At 36.8% G+C, this 4614-nt stretch carries 2 protein-coding genes; both read right to left on the reverse strand.

All coding sequences use genetic code 11. The features are described from left to right. Positions 1–114: 114 nt before the first annotated feature. Positions 115–1242 carry a mechanosensitive ion channel family protein gene (locus F6K22_RS32815; protein WP_293107974.1) on the reverse strand — a complete coding sequence of 376 codons (1128 nt, stop codon included), beginning with the start codon at positions 1240–1242 and terminating at the stop codon, positions 115–117. 364 nt (positions 1243–1606) lie between these two features. Continuing rightward, positions 1607–4614 (reverse strand): GAF domain-containing sensor histidine kinase (locus F6K22_RS32820; protein WP_293107976.1); only part of this gene is annotated, 3008 nt, incomplete at its 5' end.

Raw genomic sequence — 4614 nt, forward strand, 5'->3', positions numbered from 1 at the left:
TCCAGACTGGAAATTTTGACCGACCAGGTACTTATAGAGTTTCTCAAGTTACTGAAGTACAGTTATTTTTCTGCTTTTTTATTCCCTACTTCCCAAATTACTACTGCCTATTTCCTACTCCCTACTCCCTTCTTTATAACTATACTGCCAATTTTTATAAGTTTCTGTATCGCTCAGAATATTCACATCAAATAAATCTATTCCCTCCTGTTCTAATAAAGCCAATATTGCCAAATTTAATTTGTCATAAGCTCTCGAATAATTCTCTATATCATTAGTAAATCCAATTACTCTAATGACACGAGCATTTCTTTCACATCCCTCAAATCTAACTGAACAAGAATCATATAAAATGTCAATTGATTTTGGTATTTCTCGAATTTTATCCCTGATATTAGCTACTTTTTTAGATGAAATACCATCAATTTTAATATACGACATAAAAGCTCCTGTCTTATTTTCAATTGGTTGTTGAGAGAAACTTTTGATGCTACCATCAATCATTTTAGAGTTAGGAATTTTCTGGGTAACTCCCTCATCGGGTATATAAATTGTTGTACTTCTCATACCTATATGTTGTACAGTACACTTCAGACCACTTGGCAGTAAAAGCCAGTCATTTACTCGATACAAAACGTCAGTATAAATTACAATTGTCGCTACCCAATCAACAATAACATCCTTAAATAATAAGCCTAATGACAGACCAAAACCGCCGATTAAACCAAATATTGCAGTAGCAGAAGTTCCCAGTAATACTTCTCCTGCTTTTAGGGCAAAAATTACTATGGCAGTTAACCTCAATAGTTTCGGAATATAGGGGCTAATAATATCATCCAATTCAGTGTCTGTTTGAGCTGATAAAATTCTCAAAAATCCTCCGAAAATTGGAGATGTACGGTAGATAATTAGTGCTACATTACCTACTATTGCTAGGCTAATAATTCCTTTAATTGTTTGATTGAATTCGGGAGAAATATAATCTGTTAAGATTAATTGTATAACCCGAAATCCCAGTAAATATATGAACCATCCGATAGGTTGTTTAATAACTGCAATTAATTGATCGTCAAGGGTTGTTTTTGTATTACGGGTTAAAGCTTCTATTCGCTTAATTACAATTGTGGTTAATAATTGTTTTAAAATTAATGTGGCTATTAAAACCAGGACTATAATAAATATTATTCTTACTGGTATATCCAGAATTGTGAGATTTGTGATGCTTTCCCAAGTTGTTTCCATAATTAGAAGATAGTAATAAAGTAAGGTTAAATAATATCATGTTTGGTTTAACAGTTATAAATAATTAGGCAGGATACAGGATACAGGATACAGGAGACAGGAGACAGGATACAGGAGACAGGAGACAGGATACAGGGAAAAAAGTGTTTTCATCACGCTCTTATCCGGACATGGTATTACTCAAGTTACTGAGGTACAATTATTTTTCTGCTTTTCTATTCCCTATTAAACCTCTCCAGTAATAAAAAATAAAATTAATTATCCTGCATAAATCATCAATTATTTCTCCCTACTCCCTACTCCCTATGGCATTCCTCTGTTCCCTATTCCCTATTCCCTATTCCCTATTCCCTAGGAGAGAAAGTTAAATTTTTCTTTTTGCTGTCGTAGGTAAGGTAATCATAAATTCTGTGCCTTCTCCCAGTTGAGAGTTGACTGTAATTAGACCGCCATGTTTTTCAACCACAATAGACTTAGCGATCGCTAATCCTAAACCGGTACCTTTTCCGACAGATTTTGTAGTAAATAAATGGTCAAATATTTTTTGTTTGACTGATTGACTCATTCCCTTACCATTATCAGCAATAGAAATTTTCACCTTTTCATTTTCAACCGATGTTTGAATTGTAATTCGGTTGGGATTAGCTTCTATTTGGGTAAAATTGCGACCGAGATTTGATTCATCCAAAGCATCAATTCCATTGGCAATAATATTCATAAATACCTGATTTAATTGACCAGGGAAGCAATTAATCACAGGGATATTACCGTAGTTGGTGACAACTTGAATAGCTGGACGAGTCTCATTACCTTTGAGACGATGTTTGAGAATTAATATAGTGCTATCAATTCCTTCATGGATATTAAACGGTACTTTGTAATCTTTGTCAGCACGAGAAAAAGTGCGGAGACTGGTACTGATGTTTTTGAGTCTGTCGCACGCCATCATCATCGAATCAATCATCTTGGGTAAGTCTTCTAAGCTATAATCTAAGTCAATTTCTTCAGCATGCTCGATAATTTCATCGGTTTTGTTAGGGAGACTTTCTTGATAGAGTCGTAAATGTTCAATAATATCTGTAATAGTAGGTTTAGCTAGCTCGATACTCGCGGAAATAAAGCCTAAAGGATTGTTCATTTCGTGACCAATTCCAGCTACTAAATTACCCAAAGCTGACATCTTTTCACTTTGGATAATTTGTAATTGAGCTTCTTGCAGGTCAGTTAGTGCTTTTTGTAAATCTTGGGATTTTTGCTCTAATGTAAGTTCAGCTTGTTTACGACGGCTAATATCCAATGTCATCCCATCCAAAACCAGAGTTCCATCAGCACGTTGAGCAATTCGAGCTTCGCAGTGAACCCACTTGATGATTCCTGATGGTGTTACCATACGTCCTTCCCAGTGCCATGGGTTTAGGTTTTGTATGGAGTCGGCAAGAGACTGATTATGCTCAATAATATCATCTGGATGTATCATATCCGTGAGAATTTGAATATTGGCGATCGCTTCTTCGGCGGTGACTTCGTAGAAACTATGACACTCAGCACTCATGTAGGTTAAGGTTCTGAGTCCTGATGGACTAATGCAAAATTGATAAACAAGACCAGGTACATTATCTACTAGATTATGAAAACGAGAGTTACTTGCACTCAATTCGGACAATGACTGCTCTAGTTGTTGAGCATATTGCTGTGACTGTTCATAAAGTTTGGAATTTTCCAGAGAAATAGCCACTTGAGTACAGAGTAGGTTGAGTAGTTGGACGCTATCGCTGGTAAATACTCCGGTTGCTAAATTATTTTCTAGATATAAGATTCCCTGTAATTTGCCTTGATGTAAAATTGGGCTACACAAAATACTTTTAGGCTGCTGATTTATGATGTACTGGTCATCAGCTAAACTCGCCTCGTTACTTGCATCAACGAACATAACAGTCTGTCTGTCGTGCTTCACTTTATAAATTAGTTTCAGGGGAATGTCCTGACTATCCTCAATAGGAAGGTGTTGCAACACAACTGGCTTTTTCCTCAAGGTAACCGAGCCTTGGATCAGCAAGCATTCTTCTGACAGGAGCATTAATACGCATTTATCAGCTCCCGCATTTTCGATGACGATGGAAAGTAATAATGACAGGAGTTTTTCTAGTTCCATTTCACTAGAGAGTGCTTGGTAAGCTTTGAGAATGGTCGCTAAATCTAAGACTACAGAGACACTGCTGGTAACAGTTGCGGAACTGGTGCATGTGAGAGTCCCTAATAGCAAAGTAGTTTCGTGATTCAAAAGGGTCGAACTGGTTCGCTGTAGTATGGGAGTCAGCAGTTGGGGATAGCGTTTTTCTAAGTCGGCGATTTTGGTTTTTGCTCCCCAACGAGCATAACAGTAGTAAGCTTCCTGCATATAGCCGCTCGCGACTTTTTCTTTGCCCCAATCTAAGTAAAATTTGGCTGCAAGTTCGTTAGCGAGTGCTTCTTCCTGGATATATTCGTTTTCTTTATTTAGATAAATAGCGCGCTCGTACAAATCTATAGCTTCAGCTTTGTTACCCAATACGCGGTGTCGTTCTGCTTCTACCAAATAAAACTTTGACAAATAATTTTCTGGGGAACGATCTGCCCAATTTTTCATTTTTTCTTGATTAGCAGAGACTAATTTCAATACATCTTCTTGTGCAGATGTGATTAGTTGATTCCATGCTGCTAATCTTGCCAAGGAATCATAGAAGGGAAAAATTGGTACAGCAGCATTACCGACCAAAACGCCAATATAAGTTTGACCTAATTCTGCTGTGGCGATCGCCTCTGAATAATCATAAAACAGATAGTGCAGAAACAATTTTGAGAGATAAAGTTGTGCTAGTGCGTAGGCATCATTAGCTTCCTGATGTACTGATAACATGGTTGTTTCTTGATAAGCAGATCCATTCAGTTCCCACGGTTTTTTCTCCTCATCTACGTCATCCAATAGATTTAAAATTAACTGCCAATAAATTTTTAAGTAGGTGCAAATTGTTTGTTGATTAAATTCGCCCATCGCTGCAGTGTAGTTAGCTATCTTTTGTTTAGTATCGGTCAATTCTTGCCCGCTCCAAAATGAATTGATGCCATTATTTAAGGCACAATATCCTACAAACTCAATCTCTCCGCGCTCGATACCAACTTTATAGCCTTTTTCTAAAAATTTGATTGTAGTGTGTAGCGGTTCTTGCCAATGACGAATGAAGCCATTAAAAATATTCAAAATTCGACATTCAAACTGCTGACAATCAAACTTATCTAACAGTTGATTTGCCAGTATTCCAAATTTATAGCCTAATTCAATGTTGCCGATAACACCGCAGAGAATCAGTCCATACATTACATAAGCATAAGAGA

This window comes from Okeania sp. SIO2F4 (assembly GCF_010672385.1).
Lineage (GTDB): Bacteria > Cyanobacteriota > Cyanobacteriia > Cyanobacteriales > Microcoleaceae > Trichodesmium.